Annotated in this window: 13 protein-coding genes and 1 tRNA gene; 5 read left to right on the forward strand and 9 right to left on the reverse strand. The window is 65.0% G+C overall.

Annotation, left to right across the window (positions count from 1 at the left end):
• Window positions 1–32 precede the first annotated feature (32 nt).
• The 6 genes from CWS35_RS25280 to CWS35_RS25305 all read right to left on the reverse strand — a co-directional run bounded on the left by CWS35_RS25280 (window position 33) and on the right by CWS35_RS25305 (window position 10,099).
• Window positions 33–106 (reverse strand) — tRNA-Cys (locus tag CWS35_RS25280).
• 55 nt (window positions 107–161) lie between these two features.
• A complete protein-coding gene (locus CWS35_RS25285; protein ID WP_100954416.1) occupies window positions 162–875 on the reverse strand; it encodes a tRNA-uridine aminocarboxypropyltransferase in 714 nt (237 codons plus the stop codon).
• Between the two features lie 38 nt (window positions 876–913).
• A complete protein-coding gene (locus CWS35_RS25290) occupies window positions 914–4,051 on the reverse strand; it encodes an efflux RND transporter permease subunit (protein WP_245438646.1) in 3,138 nt (1,045 codons plus the stop codon).
• Window positions 4,048–7,176 (reverse strand): efflux RND transporter permease subunit, encoded by a 3,129-nt coding sequence (locus CWS35_RS25295; protein WP_024583625.1) that lies wholly within the window; start codon window positions 7,174–7,176, stop codon window positions 4,048–4,050. The genes CWS35_RS25290 and CWS35_RS25295 overlap by 4 nt, the downstream gene beginning before the upstream one ends.
• A gap of 48 nt (window positions 7,177–7,224) precedes the next feature.
• A complete protein-coding gene (locus tag CWS35_RS25300; RefSeq protein ID WP_100954418.1) occupies window positions 7,225–8,700 on the reverse strand; it encodes an efflux RND transporter periplasmic adaptor subunit in 1,476 nt (491 codons plus the stop codon).
• The gene (locus CWS35_RS25305) at window positions 8,690–10,099 is read right to left on the reverse strand and encodes an efflux transporter outer membrane subunit (protein ID WP_245439085.1); all 1,410 of its coding nucleotides are present in this window, start codon (window positions 10,097–10,099) and stop codon (window positions 8,690–8,692) included. The genes CWS35_RS25300 and CWS35_RS25305 overlap by 11 nt, the downstream gene beginning before the upstream one ends.
• A 500-nt stretch (window positions 10,100–10,599) precedes the next feature.
• Here CWS35_RS25305 and CWS35_RS25310 point away from each other — a divergent pair, with 500 nt between their 5' ends.
• Window positions 10,600–11,001: a DUF2177 family protein gene (locus CWS35_RS25310; RefSeq protein ID WP_100954422.1), complete on the forward strand. Its 402-nt coding sequence runs from the start codon at window positions 10,600–10,602 to the stop codon at window positions 10,999–11,001.
• Here CWS35_RS25310 and CWS35_RS25315 read toward each other — a convergent pair.
• From CWS35_RS25315 to CWS35_RS25325, 3 genes are read right to left on the reverse strand one after another with little or no spacing between them, the layout of a single operon-like run.
• On the reverse strand, window positions 10,990–11,805 hold the full coding sequence (locus tag CWS35_RS25315; protein WP_100954424.1) for a DUF1295 domain-containing protein: 816 nt from the start codon (window positions 11,803–11,805) through the stop codon (window positions 10,990–10,992). The two genes, CWS35_RS25310 and CWS35_RS25315, sit on opposite strands and share 12 nt — an antisense overlap.
• Before the next feature lie 24 nt (window positions 11,806–11,829).
• Entirely contained in the window at window positions 11,830–12,480 is a 651-nt protein-coding gene (locus CWS35_RS25320) for a ChrR family anti-sigma-E factor (RefSeq protein WP_100954425.1), read from the reverse strand.
• Window positions 12,477–13,172: a sigma-70 family RNA polymerase sigma factor gene (locus CWS35_RS25325; protein ID WP_245438649.1), complete on the reverse strand. Its 696-nt coding sequence runs from the start codon at window positions 13,170–13,172 to the stop codon at window positions 12,477–12,479. The genes CWS35_RS25320 and CWS35_RS25325 overlap by 4 nt, the downstream gene beginning before the upstream one ends.
• Before the next feature lie 130 nt (window positions 13,173–13,302).
• Here CWS35_RS25325 and CWS35_RS25330 point away from each other — a divergent pair, with 130 nt between their 5' ends.
• The 4 genes from CWS35_RS25330 to CWS35_RS25345 all read left to right on the forward strand — a co-directional run bounded on the left by CWS35_RS25330 (window position 13,303) and on the right by CWS35_RS25345 (window position 17,940).
• The gene (locus tag CWS35_RS25330; protein ID WP_100954429.1) at window positions 13,303–14,655 is read left to right on the forward strand and encodes an NAD(P)/FAD-dependent oxidoreductase; all 1,353 of its coding nucleotides are present in this window, start codon (window positions 13,303–13,305) and stop codon (window positions 14,653–14,655) included.
• A complete protein-coding gene (locus CWS35_RS25335) occupies window positions 14,652–15,455 on the forward strand; it encodes a DUF1365 domain-containing protein (RefSeq protein ID WP_100954432.1) in 804 nt (267 codons plus the stop codon). Before CWS35_RS25330 ends, CWS35_RS25335 begins: the two co-directional genes overlap by 4 nt.
• A complete protein-coding gene (locus CWS35_RS25340) occupies window positions 15,445–16,683 on the forward strand; it encodes a cyclopropane-fatty-acyl-phospholipid synthase family protein (protein WP_245438651.1) in 1,239 nt (412 codons plus the stop codon). The genes CWS35_RS25335 and CWS35_RS25340 overlap by 11 nt, the downstream gene beginning before the upstream one ends.
• A 222-nt stretch (window positions 16,684–16,905) precedes the next feature.
• The gene (locus tag CWS35_RS25345) at window positions 16,906–17,940 is read left to right on the forward strand and encodes a cysteine synthase A (protein ID WP_024583615.1); all 1,035 of its coding nucleotides are present in this window, start codon (window positions 16,906–16,908) and stop codon (window positions 17,938–17,940) included.
• Window positions 17,941–17,993 lie beyond the last annotated feature (53 nt).

The following is a 17,993-nucleotide window of genomic DNA, read 5'->3' on the forward strand; positions in this document are numbered from 1 at the left end:
ATTTGTTGGCTGCAAGCCATTGATGAGATGAGTGGAGGCCACGACCAGAATTGAACTGGTGTACACGGTTTTGCAGACCGTTGCGTAACCACTCCGCCACGTGGCCCCTTGCGGCGCATTTCATATACGCCCTCCGCCCGATAGGCAACCAAGGCGCAGAGCTAGCGCCGGCGCTTCCGGTAATCCTTCTTCTTCGGCTTTGGCGCCAATTCCGGCATTTTGGCCTGTACTTCGCGGAATCTTGCCAGCATCCGCTCGAAACTGTCCGTTAACGCTGTGGCGATGTCCGGTCGCTTCTCCAGCGCGGCCAGCAGGAGCGCGGCCGCCTCGATGGTGGACAAACCGTCGCGGCGCGGTTCCCGGCGCAGCTGGCCGTAGCGCGAAGGCCGTTTCGGTCCGAGAATCACCCGCTGGCACTTCAGCATCCAGGCATTGCGCCACCACAGCGCCTTGGCCTGGCTCCAGGTGCCATCGAGCAGCACGATGCCCTCGATATCGGCCAGGATGGCGCGCTGATGCGGCTCGAGCTCGCCCTTGCGGTTGATCGCGACGATCTCGGCATCGGTGTCGAGATCCTCGACCTTGGCCGAGCCGAGATAGAGCACCGCCCAGCGCGACGGGTCGGGCACCGGCCGGCCGAGCGCCTTCGACAGGCTCGGCCAGGACAGTCCGATCCGCACCACTGCGTCCTCGAAATGCCGCGCCAATAGCCGCGCGGTGCCGAGCGCCCTGTCCTGCTCCTGCGGATGGACCAGGATCAGCAGCTGGGTGCGGCTTTCGATCGGCGTGATGCTGTCGCAGATGCACAGCGGCAATGGCTTGCCGCAATGCGCGCAATCCTCCACCAGGTCGGTCTCGGCAACTGGGTCTGACATTCAACGGCTATACGTCGTGGACGGCCCCGTCCGCAACATCAATGCAGGACCAATCTGAGAACGCCGGAGAACGTGCCAATCATCGCGACGGCGGCGCCGAGCCACTTCAGTTTCTCCCGCCACGGCAAGTCCTTGAACTGGTCGATCAGGAGATAGATCACCGGTGTGGTGTAGAGGGTGAGGATCTGCGACACGAACAGGCCCCCGATGATGGTGATGCCGAGCGGCCGGCGCAGCTCGGTGCCGGGGCCGGTGGCAATGACCAGCGGGATGCCGGCGAACAGCGCCGCCATCGTCGTCATCAGGATCGGGCGGAAGCGTGCCCGGCAGGCCTCGAAGATCGCATCGCGCGACGCCAGGCCCTGATGCCGTTCGGCCTCGAGCGCGAAGTCGACCATCATGATGCCGTTCTTCTTGACGATGCCGATCAACAGGATGATGCCGACGAAGGCGATCACCGTCAGCGGCGTGTTGGTGATCTGGAGCGCGAGCAAGGCGCCGAGGCCGGCCGACGGCAGCGTCGAGATGATCGTGATCGGATGCGCCAGGCTCTCATAGAGCACGCCGAGCACGATATACATCGCGACCAGCGCGCCGAGGATCAAGAGCGGCTGCCGGCCGCTGGTCTTGTTGAAGTCGCCGGCATTGCCGTCGAAGCTGCCGCGAATGCCTTCGGGCATGTGCAACTCGTTGACCGCCTGCTGGATGTTGGTCGTCGCGACCTCGAGCGGCACATCCGGCAGCATGTTGAACGAGACGGTGGTCGAGGGGACGCCGCCGGAGTGAAACACCGCGAGCGCTGACAACCCCTTCTGATAATGCACCAGCGCCGACAGCGGCACCTGCACGTCGTTGGCACCGGCGACATAGATCCGCTCCAGGTTCGCGGGGTCACTCTGGAATTTCGGATCGATCTCGAGCACCACCATGTACTGGTTGCGCTGGGTGTAGACGATCGAGATCTGGCGCTGCGAGAAGGCGTTGTTGAGCGCGTTGTCGATGTCCTGCACACGGACGCCGAGGCTCGAGGCGGTCTTGCGGTCGATCACGAGATTGAGCTGCAGGCCGCCCGGATCGCGATCGGCGGAGATGTCGGTGATCCCCTCCACCGTCTCCATGCGCTTGGAGACGATCGGCGCCCATTTCTGCAACAGATCGAGATCGGTCGAGGACAGCGTGTACTGGTAGTCGGAATCGCTCTGCCGGCCGCCGGTGCGGATATCCTGCGCCGCGAACATGAACAGGCGGATGCCCGGCACCATGAACAGGTTGCGGCGCAGCCGGTCGATCACCTGCGTGGTCGACAGGCCGTCCCGCTGCTCCGGCGGCTTCAGGCTGATGAACATGAAGCCGCGGTTGGACGTGCTGCCACCGACCGACGAGCCGATGCCGGCGACCGCGGGATCGGCCATCACGATATCGGCGAGCCGCTGCTGCAACCCCAGCATCGCCTGGAACGAGATATCGGCGGAGGCGCGGGTCGAACCGATCACGAACCCGCTGTCGTCGGTCGGGAAATAGCCCTTCGGCGTCTTGACGTAGAGCACGACCGTCAGCGTGACGGTCGCGAAGAACACGATCAGCGTCAGGACGGGATAGCCGAGCACGATCCGCAGCGTCGCGGCATAGAACGCCACCACCCGCGACAGCGTGCCCTCGATGGCGCGGTCGTACCAGGTGGCGTGATCGGAGGTCGTCTCCTTGATGTAGTGCGCGCAGATCATCGGCGTGATCGTCAGCGACACCACGGTCGAGACCGCGATCGCGAACACCAGCGTCAGCGAGAACTCGCGCAGCAGCCGGCCGACGATCCCGTCCATGAAGATGAGTGGCGTGAAGGCTGCGATCAGCGACAGCGAGATCGACAGCACCGTGAAGCCGATCTGCTTGGCGCCCTCGACCGCGGCCGGATATGGCGCCATGCCCTGCTCGAGGTTGCGGTACATGTTCTCGATCATGACGATGGCATCGTCGACCACGAAACCGACCGAGATCGCGAGCGCCATCAGCGACAGATTGTCGATCGAGAAGCCGGCGAGCCACATCCCGGCGCAGGTGCCGGCCAGCGCCAGCGGCACCGAGACGCCGGCGGCGATCGTCGGCACGATCCGGCGCAGGAACACGAACACCACGACCATGACCAGCACGGCGGTCGCCAGCAGCGTGAACTGCATGTCCTCGACGCTGGCGCGGATGGTTCCGGTGCGGTCGACCAGGGTCGAGATCTCGACGCCGGCCGGGATCCACTTCTTCAGTTCCGGCAACAGTTTGCGAACGCCGTCGACGGTGTCGATGACGTTGGCGTCGCCCTGCTTGGTGATCTGGATCAGCACCGCCGGCTGCTTGTTGAACCAGGCGATCGAGCGCGAATTGCGCACGGAATCCTCGACTTCGGCGACGTCGGACAGCCGCACGAAATTGCCGTTCGAGCTCTTGATGACGATGTCGCGGAACTCGGCCGCGGTGCGCATCTGCTTGTTGATCGAGAGCGTCTCGCTCTGCCGGTCGCCGTTGAAGATGCCGACCGGGCCGAGCGGATTGGCGTTGATGATCGCAGTACGGACGTCGTCGGTCGCGATCCCGGCATTGGCCAGCGACACCGGATTGAGCGCGATCCGCACCGCCGGCTGGTCGGCGCCGCTGACCGTGACCTCGCCGACCCCCGGCACCTGCGAGATGCGCTGCGCCAGCACGGTGTCGGCGACGTCGTACATCGCGCTGGTCGAGATCGTCTTCGAGGTCAGCGCCAGCACGAACACCGGCGCCGCGGCCGGATTGGACTTGCGGAACTTGGGCAGCGACGGCAGATCGCTCGGCAGGTCGGCGAGCGAGGCGTTGATCGCGGCCTGCACGTCGCGCGCGGCGCGGTCGATGTCGCGGCCGATCGCGAACTGCACCTGGATGCTGGTCGAGCCGAGCGAGCTCGTCGAGGTGATCTGGTCGACGCCCGAGATGGTGCCGAGCTTGCGCTCAAGCGGCGCTGCAACGGTGGCGGCCATCACGGAAGGATCGGCGCCGGGCCGCGATGCCGACACCCGGATCATCGGGAAGTCGACATTGGGGACCGACGACACCGGCAGGAATCCGTAAGCCACGATGCCGACCAGGAACAGCCCGATCGCAAGCAAGGTGGTGCCCACCGGCCTGCGGATGAACGGTTCCGAGATCGAGATCACTGCATGCCCTCGGTGGCGCCTGCGACCGGCGGGCCGCCGGGACCCGGCTCCGGCACTGCCCGCTCGATCCGGCGATTGAGCCGGTCGAGTGCCAGATAGATCACGGGCGTGGTGTAAAGCGTCAGCAACTGGCTCAGCAGCAGGCCGCCGATGATCGAGATGCCGAGCGGGAAGCGCAGCTCGGCGCCCGTCCCGCTTTCGATCGCAAGCGGCAGCGCGCCGAATAGCGCCGCCAGCGTCGTCATCATGATCGGGCGGAAACGCAGCAGGCAGGCCTGCACGATCGCGTCATAGGACGACATGCCCTGATGCCGTTCGGCCTCGAGCGCGAAGTCGATCATCATGATCGCGTTCTTCTTGACGATGCCCATCAACAGGATGATGCCGATCAGGCCGATCACCGAGAGGTCCTGCCCGCACAACATCAGCGCCAGGATGGCGCCGACACCGGCCGAGGGCAGCGTCGACAGGATCGTGATCGGATGGATGTAGCTCTCATAGAGCACGCCGAGCACGATGTAGATCGTGATGATCGCGGCCAGGATCAGCCAGGGCTGGCCGGCCAGCGAGCGCGCGAACTCGGCGGCGTCGCCGGAATAGATGCCGACAATGCTGCCGGGCATCCCGATCCGTGTCTCGATCGCCTTCACCGCCTCGACCGCGTCGCCGAGCGCCTCGCCCGGCGCCAGGTTGAAGCTGAGCGAGACTGACGGGAATTGGGCCTGGTGCGAGATCGCGAGCGGCGCGGTGGTGCGGACCAGGGTTGCGACCGCCGACAGTGGCACCTGCGCGCCGTTGGCGCCGGGCAGATACAGCTTGTCGAGGACCGACGGGTCGCGCTGGTACATCGGCAGCGCCTCGAGCACGACGCGATACTGGTTGGCCTGGCCGTAGATCGTCGAGATCTGGCGCTGCGCGAAGGCGTCGTTCAGGGTGTCGGTGACACCCTGCAGATTGACGCCGAGTTGTCCCGCGCGCTGCCGGTTGATGTCGAGCGCCGCGCGCAAGCCGCCTTCCTGCGCCTCCGAGGAGACGTCGCGGAAGATCGGATCGCGCCGCATCTCGGCGACCAGCTTTTGCGCCCATTGGGTGACTTCGGCGGCGTCGGTCGCGGTCAGCGTGTACTGGTATTGCGAACGGCTCGACTGGGTCGAGATCTGCACGTCCTGCACCGGCTGGAAGTAGACGGTCATGCCGGGCACCGTCGCGATCTTCTGCTTGAGGCGCTCGATCACCTTGACGACGCCGTCGCGCCGCTCGTCGAGCGGCTTCAGTGTCAGCACCAGGCGGCCGACATTGGTGGTCGGATTGACCGAGCCCGAGCCGATCACCGAAACCACGCCGACCACGTCGGGATCGGCCTTGATGATGTCGGACACCGCGGCTTGCCGCCGTTGCATCTCGGCGAACGAGACGTCGGGACCGGCCTCGGTCACCGCCGTGATCGACGAGGTGTCCTGCAACGGCAGGAAGCCCTTCGGCGCCAGCACATACATGATCAGCGTCAGCGCGATGGTCGCAAACGTCACCAGCAGTGTCGCGCGCTGCCGCTGCAACACCCAGAGCAGCGTGCGATGGTAGAAAGCCACCATCCGGTCGATGAAGCGGCTGACCGCGGCCAGGCCCGGCACCGCCATCTCCTCGTGGATGTTCTTGAGCAGCCGCGAGCACATCATCGGCGTCAGCGTCAGCGAGACGATCGCCGAGGTCACGACCGCGATGGTCAGGGTCAGTGCGAATTCGCGGAACATGCGGCCGACCAGACCGGACATGAACAGCAGCGGGATGAACACCGCGATCAGCGACACCGTCAGCGAGATCACGGTGAAGCCGATTTCGCTGGCGCCCTTCAGCGAAGCCTCCATCACCGTCTCGCCCTCTTCCATATGGCGGACGATGTTCTCGATCATCACGATGGCGTCGTCGACCACGAAGCCGGTTCCGATGGTCAGCGCCATCAGCGACAGATTGTCGAGGCTGAAGCCGGCGAAATACATGATGCCGAAGCTCGTGATCAGCGACAGCGGCAGCGCGACGCCGGCGATCAGCGTCGCGCGCAGCGACCGCAGGAACAGCAGCACCACCAGCGTCACCAGCACGACGCTCAGGATCAGCGTGAACTGCACATCGCGGACCGAGGCGCGGATCGTCACGGTGCGGTCGGAGACGACGGTCAGCTTGACGCCGGCCGGCACCGCGCGTTGCAACCGCGGGATCTCGGCCCGGATCTGCTTGACGACGTCGATGACATTGGCGCCGGGCTGACGCTGGATGTCGATGATGACGGCCGGCGTGCCCTGATACCAGCCGCCGGTGCGATCGTTCTCCAGCCCGTCGACGATCTGCGCGACATCGCCAATCGTGACCGGTGAGCCGTTGCGATAGGCGATGATGATCGGCCGGTAGGCGTCGGCGGCCGCGATCTGGTCGTTCGCGGCGATGGTGTAGGACTGCTGGGCGCCGTCGAGCGATCCTTTCGGGCCCGACACGTTGGCCCCGGCGATCGCGTTGCGCAAATCCTCCATCGCGATGCCGTAGGCCGCAAGCCGGGCCAGATCGGCCTGCACGCGCACCGCCGGCTTCAATCCGCCGAGGATCGAGACCCGGCCGACGCCGGAAATCTGGCTCAGCCGTTGCCCGAGGATGGTGTCGGCGAGATCGCTCATCGCCCGCAGCGAGATCGTGTCCGAGGTCAGCGCCAGGGTCATGACCGGCGCGTCCGCCGGGTTCACCTTGGCGTAGACCGGTGGATAGGGCAGCGTCTTCGGCAGGATGCCGGCTGCGGCGTTGATCGCCGCCTGGACGTCCTGGGTGGCGCCGTCGATGTCGCGGTTGAGGTCGAATTGCAGCGAGATCTGGCTGACGCCGAACGAACTCGTCGAGTTCATCGACGACAGCGACGGGATTTGCCCGAGCTGCCGCTCCAGCGGCGCGGTGATCAGCGAAGCCACCACGTCGGGGCTGGCGCCGGGCAATTGGGTCGTCACCTGCACGGTCGGGAAATCGACCTGCGGCAGCGCCGACACCGGCAGCGCCCAATAGCCGAGCGCGCCGCCGATCATCAGCGCGATGCCGAGCAGCGAGGTGGCGATCGGCCGGCGGATGAACGGTTCGGAGACGCTCATGGCTGCGTGCTCGCTGTAAGGTCGGACATTACGAGGTCGGGATGCCGGTCATGGCTGCGCCTTCGGCGCGCTGCCCGACTGTTCGCCCCCCGCTGCCGGCGCCGGTCCGGTCTGTCCCTTCTGATCGCCATCGCCGTGCTCGTGCCGGCCGCGATGCTCGCCGTTCTTGCCCTGCCAGTCCCTCTTGCCGTCCTTGCCCTGAGCTTCGCCCGACGCCGCCCCTTGCCCTGTCGCTTGCCCTGCCCCTTGGCCGCCGCGCTTGCCGTCCGGATTGCGGCTGCGCTTGCGCGGCGCCAGATCGGCAGTCGGTGCACCGTCGTCCGTGCCGACCACGACCTTCGAGCCGTCGGCGAGGTTGGCAAAGCCGGTCGTCACGACGCGGTCCGACGTGGTCAGGCCGCTCGCAATGACGGCCTCGTGCTCGTTCTGCTGCGTCACCGTGACCGGCTTGGCGGTGACGACGTTACCCTCGCCGATCACGTAGCTGAACGTGCCGGCGGGACCGCGCTGCACCGCCGAGGTCGGCACCACGATGGCGTGCGGCAGGGTCTCGACCTTGAGGCGGACATTGACGAACTGGCCCGGCCACAGCTGGTAGCTGGCATTGGGGAATTCGGCCTTCAGCTTCAGCGTGCCGGTGGTCGGGTCGACCTGGTTGTCGATGCCGGTCAGCTTGCCGGTGTCGATCACGGTAACGCCGTCATTGCCGAACACATCGACCGCAAGCGCCCCCTTCGCCGCCGCCGCGTTCACCCGCATGATCTGCTGCTGCGGCAGGCTGAACCACACCGCGATCGGTTGCAGTTGGGTCAGGATCACGAGCCCGGTGGTGTCGGAGGCGTGGATGATATTGCCCTGGTCGACCTGACGCAGGCCGGCGCGCCCGGCAATCGGCGCGACGATCTTGGTGTAGCCGAGCGTCGCTGCGGCATTGTCGATCGCGGCCTGGTCGGCCTTGATCAGCGCCTCCTGCTGCGCGACCAGCGCGCGCTGCGTGTCGGCCTGCTGCTTGGAGCCGGCATTGCTGGCGGCGAGCTGCTCGTAGCGCGCGAGGTCGAGCTTCTGGTTGGTGAGCAGGGCGACGTCCTGGGCCTTCTTGGCGACGGCCTGGTCGTATTGCGCCTGATAGATCACGGGGTCGATCTCGCCCAGCACGTCGTCCTTCTTGACGTCCTGGCCCTCGACGAAATTCACCTTGAGCAGCTTGCCGTCGACCTGCGAGCGCACGGTGACCGTGTTCAGCGCCTTCACCGAACCGACGCCGTCGAGATAGACCGGCACATCAGCGACGTGCGGTGTCGCCGCCAGCACCGGCACCGGCAGATCAGGCCGCGCGCCTGCGCCGCGGCCGCCGCCACCGCCCTGCTTGGGCTGGAAAGCGAGCCAACCGAGATAGCCGAGCCCGCCCAGGATCACGAGCGTCACGATCAGCGACACCATGCGCCCGAGCAGGCGCGAGAGCAGGCTCCGCTTGCGCGGCGCGGCGTTTGTCCCGTCGTCCTTTGCATCGGGCTTAAAGAGCATTGACCGGTCTTTCCACCTTCGGTTCCCAGCCGCCGCCCAGGGCCTGATACAGGGTCACGACTGCCAATATCCGGGCAAGCTGGGCCTGGGAATACGCATCTTCCGCCTGGAACAGGGTCAGCTGCGTGTTTAGCACGGTTACGATGTCGGCGGTGCCGGCCTTGAGCTGCTGCTCGGCGAGATCGAAGGCGCGTCGCGACGACGACAGCACGTCACGCTGCAATTGCAGCTTCCGCGTGGTCTCGCGGATCGCGACCAGCGCATTGTCGACATCGGTGAACGACTGGACGACCGTCTTGCGATAGGTTTGCAGCAGTTCGTCCTGCTTGGCCTGATTGTATTCGAAATTGCCGAGGATCCGGCCGCCGTCGAAGATCGGCTGGGTCAGGCCGCCGACCAGGCTGAAAAAGGCCGCGTGCGGCTGGAATAGCGAGACCAGGGCCTGGCTCTGGTAGCCGCCCTGCCCGGTCAGCTGGATGCTCGGGAAGAATTGCGCCCGCGCGCTGCCGACATTGGCCGTGGCGGAAGCGAGCTGCGCCTCCTGCCGGCGGATGTCGGGGCGCTGGGTCAGCAATTCGGACGGCAGTCCCGGCGTGACGCGCGGGATGGCAACCGAATTGAGCGAGCCGCCGGCGATGCGCACGCTTTCGGGCGGCCGCGACACCAGCACCGCGAGCGCGTTGATATTCTGGTCGAGCGTCTGCCGCAGCGGCGGCACCAGCGCGCGCTGATTGGCGAGCACGCTCTCCTGCTGCGCGACGTCGAGATCGGAGCCGGTGCCGGCCTTGAAGCGGTCCCGGATCGCATTGAGGATGCGCTCGGCGCTGGCGATGTTGCGCTGCGCAGTGCGCAGCCGGTCCTGCGACGCCAGCACCGTGAAATAGGCGTTGGCGACGCTCACCAGCGTGGTCAGCGCCACCACTTCGCGGTCGAACCGGTTGGCAACCGAGGTCTCCTCCGCCGCCTGCAAGGCATCGCGGTTCTGGCCCCAGAAATCGAGCTGATAGCTGGCGCTCAGCGACGCACTGTAGTTGACCACCTCGCGGCCGCCGATCGAGAGGCCGCTGGCGCTCGACCCCGACGTGCGTGAATAGTTTTCCGATCCGTTGAGGTTGACGCTCGGCAACAGCGCCGCGCCGGCCTGGCGCGCCAGCGCATCGGCCTGGCGAAACCGCGCCACCGCGGCCGCAATGTCGAGATTGACGGTCTGCGCCTCCTCCATCAGCTGCGTCAGCTCCTTGGAACGGAAGCCGCGCCACCAGTCGAGCGTCGGAAGCGCGTCACCAGGCTGCTCGAGCCGCGCGGCCTTGTAGCCCTGCGGCACGTCGAGCGCAGGATCGGGGATGTCCTGGGTCAGGATACAGCCAGTGCAGCCCGCGATCAGGCCAAGGGCTATCATCGACCGCCCTGCGAGCCGTCGCGCGCGGCCGGCGAGGCCGAACCGGGCCCCAGGCACCGTCACGGATGCGCGCTGGGTCACACCCGTTCTCCGTCGAAGCCAGACTCCGGCCGCGGCGCACGAATGTCGCGTTCAGCGATAGCCTGGGTGACGTTCACGGGTGATGCTTTCAATAGAACCTGCCTGTCTCACCCTACCCTCGGGACGATGGGGCGGACAGCCCTCTCACGACTGCGCGACGTCGCACCCGAAGTGATTCGCTGCCAGCCCGAAAGCCGACTTTTCCCTATTTTTAAGCGATTTCCGTGCGTTTCGGCCCCATGCCGGAAGTCACTCATCTTACGAAGATTTCATGGGGATTTCTCCGCGCTGTTGCGCCGAATCCGCAACTTCTGGCGCCCACCCGATGCCGGGATGATCCAGACGCTGCGATCCGTCGTTACTTCCAAGGAGAGTTGCCTGTTGCGGCCGCTAACGGCGTTCAACCTTCGGGACCCGACATGACGTATCTGTACGCCTACCTGTCGACATTGATCGTCTTCGTGGCCTGCGACATGGTCTGGCTTGGAACGATGGCGAGCCGACTGTATCGTCCGACACTCGGAGACATCCTCTCGGCCGAGGTCAACCTGCCTCCGGCGATCGTCTTCTATCTGATCTACCCGCTCGGGCTCGTGGTGTTTGCCGTGCTCCCTGCGCTGAAGTCGGCGAGCCTGGGCTCGGCGGCGCTCTACGGCGCACTGCTCGGCTTCTTCAGCTACATGACCTATGATTTGACCAACCAGGCGACACTGCGGAACTGGACCGTTCAGCTCACGCTGCTCGATGTCGGTTGGGGAACGCTGCTTGGTGCGATATCCGCGACGGCGGCGTACCTCGTGACGGCAAGGCTAGTGGCCTGATTTCAGCCTTGGAAATGGAAAGAACGGCCGGGTTCTCTCCTGCACCTCGCGAAAGAGCTGGCCGCGCGAGCGCAGCATGTGCTGTTCGAGCGGCGGGACGCCGGACACATGGACCAGCACCCAGTACATGCAGATCGGCGCCAGCAACGTGACCCAGCCTGCCGGATACGAGGCGTCGATCGCGATCAGCGGGTAAGCCAGCCAGCACAGCCATTCGAAGAAATAGTTCGGATGACGCGACCACTTCCAGAACCCGGCCTCGCAGACCCGATCTCGATTGGCGGGATCCGACCGGAATCTGCGCAGCTGCCAGTCGGACAACGCTTCGCCAATCAGGGCAGTCAGCAGCAACAGCGCACCGAGCAGATCCACGAAGCCAAGCCCGGGGCGCGGATTGTGCGCGGCCACCGCTGCCGAAACCGCCAGGATCAATCCAACGGCTGCCTGCGCCTGCAATTGCAGAAACATCCGCCTGTCGGCCGTAGCACCCCATTGATCGATCAGGTCGCGGTAGCGCGGATCGTCGCCGGATCTCCAGGTTCGCAGCAACAGATGACCGCCGAGCCGGAACGACCAGATCGCGACCAGCAGCGCAACCATAACCTGCCGTAAGCTGACCGCCCCGCCATCCGGGACCGGGACAAGGCTGGCCAGACAAGCAACCAGGCCGGTGCCGAATGTCCAGCAAACATCGATCCACCCGGTGGCCCCGGTCCGTCGCTGAATGGACCAGGCGGTCGCCATGACCGCGGACAACGCCAGCGCCATGACGATGAATTGGATGATCAGCGGGTGCGGGCTCATGGAGCAACCTTCCGTGCGCAGCCGTCACATGCGGATCAACGGTTGCAACAAGCGGCCGATCACTCCGTTGAGCTTCAGATCTCCCTGCATTGCGACCAGACAGATGCAGTCGTCCGTCGAGTCGATCCTGATATCGTGATCCACCGCGCCGTCGCCGAAATCGAAATCTCCGGGCCCGAAACGGCCGCCGGCGTGAACGAAGCTTCCTGACAGCACGCAGGTCATCTCGAAGCCGGTATGCGTGTGCTCGATCATCCTGGTCCCGGGGCTGGACCTCAGCAGAAACACGCGCGTCTCGCTCGGTTCGGGCAGCCGGATCGGCCGCAAATGCACCTTCGGCGCAATCCATCGCCAAGAACTGTCGGGATAGCTGTCCAGAAAGCCCGGCAAGCCTGGTACGTCGTGGAACGCCTGCCCCCTGCGCCGCGCAGCAACGGAAGTCTCCCGGCTCTCGTTCAGCCTGCGCTCCAACGCCTCGAACGACCCGTCCGACATCGCGGCCGGCGGCAGTGCAGCCAGCACGGTGCCGCCAACATGCTCCATCGCCCGTACCGCTGCGCGGCAGCTGGCACAGCCGACCAAATGGGTGGCAACCGCAATGTGCTGGCCAAGATCGAGCGCCCCTGCGGCAAACGCCGCCAGCAGCTCGTCCGGGGGATGATGATGGACGGTCATGAGAAATCATCCAGTAGGCTGCGCAGCCGGGCCATCGCCAGCCGCAGCCGCGATTTGACGGTGCCGAGCGGGATATCCAGCACCTTCGCGATCTCCGCGTGGGCCGTTTCGTGAAAGAACGAGAGCTCGATCACCCGCATCTGCTCGTCCGGCAACACCGACAGTGCATCGCGGACACGCGCCTCGATCTGAGATGCCACGACCCCGGCGTCGGGCAACGGCCCCTCATCGTGCTGAAACTCAAGCTCCGCTTCGGACGTATCGCTGGTTGGAGTTCGTTTCTGGCGACGGAGCGCGTCAATGCGCAGGTTTCGCGCGATCGTGAAAATCCAGGCTGCGGCACCGCTGCTGCCGGGATCGAACAGAGCGGCCTTCGACCACACCAGGACCAACGCCTCCTGCGCCAGCTCATCGGCAAGCTGCTCACTCGCACCGGAGCGCTGCATGAGCGTCTTGATGCGCGGTGCAAAATATCGAAACAGCGCCGCGAAAGCCTCGCGATCTCCGCGAACCGCGACGGCTTCGATCAGCCGGGCCCACCGGGCGGCGTCCGACGTCTCATTGTCGGGAGTTTCACTCAACATGCCGCGCGGGCACTCCCTGTCGTTAACGGCTCTGCGACCGCAGTACCGGATCGCGCCCGGCCTGGCCAGAGCGATACCTCCGGAGATATGTCGTGCGGCAGCTGCCATGCAACAGGAACGCTATCCATCCGCGGTTGGATCACCGCGGGTGATCCAACCCTCAAGACCAGTCGTTTCCATCCATGACGCCGTCCGCGCCGTGGACCGGCGCACGGATCGGATCAGAGAGGGATAGTCGTTGAGGACCGACGACAGATTGAACATCGCCGTGGTCGGAACCGGCATCTCCGGCCTGTCTGCTGCCTGGCTGCTTGGCCAGCGGCACGATGTGACCGTCTACGAGAAATCCGATCGGATCGGCGGGCATTCCAACACCGTGACCGCATTGCTTGGCGGCGAGCGCGTCGCCGTGGACACCGGCTTCATCGTGTTCAACCGGAAGACCTACCCCAACCTTGCCGCCCTGTTCCGACATCTCCAGGTTCCTACGCAGGCATCGGAGATGTCGCTCTCGGTTTCCCTTGACGAGGGCGATCTGGAATATTCCGGGACCGGTCTTTCGGGGCTGCTGGCCCAGCACGGCAACCTGCTGCGTCCGCGCTTCTGGTCGATGCTGCGCGACCTCGTCCGGTTCTACGATCGCGCGACACGCGATGCTGCGCTGCTCGCTGACGAGACGATCAGCCTCGGCGCATATCTTGCGCAAGGCGGCTATGGTTCAGCCTTCCGCGACGATCATCTGCTGCCGATGGCAAGCGCCATCTGGTCGGCACCTCCCGATGAAATTCTCGCCTTTCCCGCGGCGACCTTCATTCGCTTCCACCACAATCACGGCCTGCTCCAGTTGACCGGCCGGCCACCATGGGAAACCGTGACCGGCGGCAGCCGCTCCTATGTGCAACGGCTGGTCCGGCCGTTTGCAGACCGGATCAGGCTCGGCTGCGGCGTGGTTAGGATACGACGGTCGGCACACGGCGTGACGGTGACCGACATTCGCGGCGAGACGCGATCATACGATCACGTCGTCCTGGCAACGCACGCGAACGAGGCGCTGTCGGTGATCGGTGACCCCACGCCAGACGAAACCAGACTGCTCGGTGCGTTCCGCTATAGCCGCAACCTGGCCGTCCTCCACTCCGATCCAGCGTTCATGCCGCGGCGTCGCCTGGCCTGGTCGAGCTGGAATTATGTCGGTTCGCGCGACCATCAAGGCGCGCCGGTCGGCGTGACCTATTGGATGAACCGGCTACAGGGTATCCCCAAGCATTTGCCGCTGTTCGTCACGCTCAATCCCGCCCGTCCACCGCGCGCGGACACGTTGCATCAGACCGAGGTCTACGAGCACCCGATCTTCGATGCGGCCGCGATCGCCGCGCAACGTCGGCTGTGGTCGCTGCAAGGCGACGGCAATGTCTGGTTCTGCGGCGCGCATTTCGGCGCCGGCTTCCACGAAGACGGGTTGCAATCGGGGCTGGCGGTGGCCGAGCAACTTGGCGGCGTACGCAGGCCGTGGACCGTGCCGAACGAATCCGGACGCATCGTGCTCGGCGCGAACGCCAGATCCTTGCCTGAGCCGGAGCTGCAATCATGATGCAGCGCTCCTGCCTCTATCGCGGCAGCGTGATGCACCGGCGGCTGCGACCGACAATGCACCGCTTTCGCTACCGCGCGTTCTGGCTGCTGCTCGATCTCGACGAGCTTCCGGCGCTCGTCTCGCGGCTGCGCCTGTTCTCGCACAACCGGTTCAACCTGTTTGCGCTGTACGACAGCGATCATGGTGACGGCAGCGCAACGCCGCTTCGTGCCCAGATCGAACGATCGCTCGGGCAAGCCGGGATCGATCTGGCCGGCGGACCGATCCGATTGTTCTGCATGCCGCGGACACTCGGCTACAGCTTCAATCCCCTCAGCCTCTATTTCTGTTACCGGGACTCGGGCCAACTCGCGGCCGTCGTCTATCAGGTTCACAACACGTTCGGCGAACGCCACGCCTACGTCGCCGCGGTCGAGAACGGCGCGGTGAGCATCCGGCACGACTGCAACAAGACCTTCTACGTTTCGCCGTTCATGTCCATGAATCAGGCCTATCATTTCCGCCTGAACCGACCGCACCGGCGTTTCGCGCTCGGCATCAATGCGAGCGAGGGTGGCGACACGATGCTCAGCGCGTGCCTTGCCGCCTCACGGCAGGCATTGAGCGACCGGAGCCTGTTGCGCAGCTTCCTCGGGATTCCGCTGGTGACGGCCAAGGTCATCCTCGCGATCCATTGGGAGGCGGCCAGACTTTGGCTGAAGGGCATCCGCATTCGCGAACGCCCGAAGCCATCCGCGAACGGTATCACGGTCGCTGCCAGATCACCCGAGCAACGGACGAATTTGCATGCGCACTAATCATCAGCACGCCGCGCCGGGCTGGATGCCCATCGAATGGCCGCCAGTACTGCGCGCGACGATTGGCGTGCTGCTGCGGCGGATGCTCCGCCGGATCGATTGCGGAGAGATTCTCGTGCAATTGCCCGGTGGACGCGGTGTTGCGATCTCCGGCTCGCGTGGCGGAGAACCGGTCCATATCAGGATTCACAGCTGGAAGTGCCTGCTGCGGCTGCTTGCCCACGGCGATCTGGGCTTTGCCGAAGGCTATCTTGCCGGCGAATGGTCGACGCCCAACATGCACGCGTTCCTGAACGCGGCGGCGCCGCGCTCGCCCCACGAAGCTTCGTTCGAGCGGCTGAAGCCGCCGCAGCCCCTCACCTGGCTTCGCCACGCCCTGCTCAATCGCAACACCAGGCGCGGCAGCCGTCGCAACATCCGCGCCCATTACGATCTCGGCAACGATTTCTACCGGCTCTGGCTCGATCCGAGCATGACCTATTCATCCGGAATCTACGCCTTGCCACGCCAGACACTCGCCCAGGCCCAGCAGACCAAGCTCGATCGGATCACCGAGCTGCTCGATCTCGACGGCGGCGAGAGGGTCCTCGAAATCGGTTGCGGCTGGGGCGCGCTCGCACGACACCTGATCGAACGCCACCGCTGTCACGTCACCGGATTGACCCTGTCGACCGAGCAGCTCGGCTACGCGCGCGAGCAACTGGCCGCGCACCGGCTTGCCGACAGATCCGATCTGCGGCTCGAGGATTATCGGGACACCGAAGGCAGCTACGACCGGGTCGTCTCGATCGAGATGTTGGAAGCGGTTGGCGAAGCCTATTGGCCGCTGTTCTTCGACAAGCTACGCGAGCGGCTCAATGTCGGCGGCATCGCGGTGTTGCAGGTCATTACCATCGACGAGCGTCGCTTCGACAACTATCGCAGGCGGCCGGAATTCATCCAGCGCCATATCTTTCCCGGCGGGATGCTGCCGACCGTCGGCATCATCAGGCGGCTGGTGGGCAATTCCGGATTGCGGCTGGCTTCGACCGAGTTCTTCGCCGACAGCTATGCACGAACGCTGGCCGATTGGCACGACCGTTTCCTCGACGCCTGGCCGTCGATCGAAGCCCTCGGCTTCGATCTCAGGTTCAAGCGAATGTGGGAGTACTATTTGGCCTATTGCAGGCTGGGCTTTGAAATCGGCGCCCTCAATGTGGGGCTGTACAAGATCGAACGATCATCCTGAATTGAATCCACACCGCGGATCCAGCGCGGCGTGACGATTTGCAGCAAGATTCGGCCGGATCACCGGCATTCCCTAGAACGATCGTTCGAGGGGGCGCGGTCACCAACCGGGCACAGCTCGCCACACGAAATTCGCCGCACTGCAAAAGGCTTCCCCTTTTGCCATCGGCACACTAGTTTCCGGCCAGGGCAAAACACGGACCGGCAAAAGATTACCCCCGACATGGCATTCAACAAAGACGTCATCCAAGCGATCGGCAACACGCCGCTGATCAAACTGAAGCGCGCATCCGAACTGACCGGCTGCACCATTCTCGGCAAGGCCGAATTCATGAATCCGGGCCAGTCGGTGAAGGATCGCGCCGGCAAATGGATGATCCTGGAGGCCGAGAAGCGCGGCGCGCTGAAGCCGGGTGGCCTGGTGGTCGAGTCGACCGCGGGCAATACCGGGATCGGACTTGCGGTCGTGGCGAGCGCCCGCGGCTATCGCACCATCATCGTGATCCCCGAGACCCAGAGCCAGGAGAAGAAGGACTTCCTGCGGCTGTGCGGCGCCGAGCTGGTGGAGGCGCCGGCTCTGCCGTTCTCCAATCCGAACAACTACCAGCATCTCGGCAGACGGCTGGCCGACCGGCTGCGCAAGACCGAGCCGAACGGCGTGCTGTTCGCCGACCAGTGGAACAACCTCGACAACGCCAAGGCGCATTACGAGTCGACCGGGCCCGAGATATGGGAGCAGACCGGCGGCAAGATCGACGGCTTCATCTGCTCGGTCGGCACCGGCGGCACGCTGGCCGGCACCAGCCGCTATCTGAAAGAGAAGAACCCGAACATCGTGAACGCCTGCGCCGACCCGCATGGCTTTGCGATGTACGAACTGTTCCGGAACGGCGAACCCAAGATGACCCCGGGCAACTCGATCACCGAAGGCATCGGCCTCGGCCGCGTCACGCCGGTGGTCGAGACCGCGAAGGTCGACACGGCGTTCCTGATCTCCGACGAGGACGCGGTGTCGGTGATCTACGATCTGGTCCAGCACGAGGGCCTGTGCCTCGGCGGCTCGACCGGCGTCAACATCGCGGGCGCAATCCAGCTCGCCAAGCAGCTCGGTCCCGGCAAGACCATCGTCACGATCCTGGCCGATTCCGGCAGCCGCTATCTGTCGAAGCTGTTCAATCCTGAGTTCATGCGCTCGAAGAACCTGCCGGTACCGGAATGGCTCGAGAAGCGCAGCAAGATCGAGCTGCCATTCGAATGAAAGGGCGAATGGCGAATGGTGAGTCGCGAATAGAAGAATCCCTATTCGCCATT

Origin of the sequence: Bradyrhizobium sp. SK17 (genome assembly GCF_002831585.1) — a bacterium.
GTDB lineage: Bacteria > Pseudomonadota > Alphaproteobacteria > Rhizobiales > Xanthobacteraceae > Bradyrhizobium.